We start from the raw sequence: 1,280 nt of genomic DNA, 5'->3' as shown, positions 1-1,280 counted from the left end.
TGGCGCGGCTGCGGCGCCGGGGCCTGCATGCCGCCGCCTTGCCGCATCATCTGCTCGATGATCTCGCCGAGCGGATTGTTGCCGCCGCCGCCAAAACCGCCGGCGGCCTGCATCTGGTTTGCCGTCTGCTTGAACAGCCCGCCCATGACCATCGAGGCGATCGCCGGCAGCATCTGCTGCAGGATCTGCTGATTGACGCCGCTGGCTTGCGCCGCCTGGCTGGCCACGGCGCGAGACAGATCCTTCGAACCGAACAGGTGCCCGAGAATGCCGTTGCCCTCATCGACGCCTTGCGGCGAGAAGGCCCGGGTTGCGTCCTCGAAATACTTGGCGTGCTGGCCGCTGGCCATCGCCGTCATGAAGGCGCCGAGCCCATAGGGGTCGGCGGTGTTGCGTTGCAGCCCCTGCGAAAAGGCCGGCAGCAATGCGGCAACCGCCGCTTGCGTCTGCTGCATTGAAAGCCCGTATTGCTGGGCAAGGGCCTGCATGCCATTGCCGTTCTGGGCCTGCGTCAGCATGTCGAACAAGGTGGGCATCGGCGTCTCCTCCGGAAATCCTCGCCGAAGAAGCCTAGTTTGTTTCCACTTCCGATTGAAGCGACTTTTGCCGGCCGGTCAGCTTTGCCAAATCCGAGGGTTAATAGGCGTATTCCATGAAAACCGGCTCGATCGAGCCGCCCCAGCGCGTGTGGTAGGCCGACAGCATCTCCTCGGCGCTGGTGGTGCCCCGCGCCACCACTTCGTCCAACGTGTTGAGGAAGGAGGTCTCGTCGTAGCCGTCGCGGTTCTTCTTGCCACGGTTCTTCAGTCCCATGCGGGAAATGACCATCACGTCACGCGCGATCTCGCGCAGCGTGGTGTTGCGGAAGGGTGCGGAGATGCCTTGTTCCGGCACGGCATTGCGCATCGCCAGCGTTTCTTCATACGTCCAGCTCGAGGTCAGCGCCTCGGCGGCATCGAGTGCGGCCTCATCATAAAGCAATCCGACCCAGAAGGCCGGCAGCGCGCAAATGCGCCGCCATGGCCCGCCATCGGCGCCGCGCATCTCGAGGAAGCGCTTCAGCCGCACATCCGGGAACAGCGTTGACAGATGGTTCGCCCAGTCGCCCATTGTCGGCAGCCCGTCCGGCACTTCATTGCGCGCGGCCCCGGCCATGAACTGGCGGAAGGTGATGTGGGTCATGTCGTGATAGCGACCGTCGCGGATGACGAAATACATCGGCACGTCGAGCGCCCATTCGACATAGTCGGCGAAACCGAAATCGGGCGAGAAGCAGAATT

The 1,280-nt window shown here is 63.7% G+C and carries 2 protein-coding genes; both read right to left on the bottom strand.

The window, feature by feature from the left end:
* A partial coding sequence (locus ENZ75_RS32105; RefSeq protein WP_128278624.1) for a DUF937 domain-containing protein occupies window positions 1-536 on the bottom strand: 536 nt, incomplete at its 3' end.
* A 100-nt stretch (window positions 537-636) separates the two neighbouring features.
* A partial coding sequence (locus ENZ75_RS32100; protein WP_245481341.1) for a glutamate-cysteine ligase family protein occupies window positions 637-1,280 on the bottom strand: 644 nt, incomplete at its 5' end.

The organism is Mesorhizobium sp. M7A.F.Ca.CA.002.04.1.1, from assembly GCF_004022805.1.
GTDB lineage: Bacteria > Pseudomonadota > Alphaproteobacteria > Rhizobiales > Rhizobiaceae > Mesorhizobium > Mesorhizobium ciceri.
The sequence above is the reverse complement of the archived record's forward strand: the minus strand, read 5'-3'. Positions and strand labels throughout refer to the sequence as shown.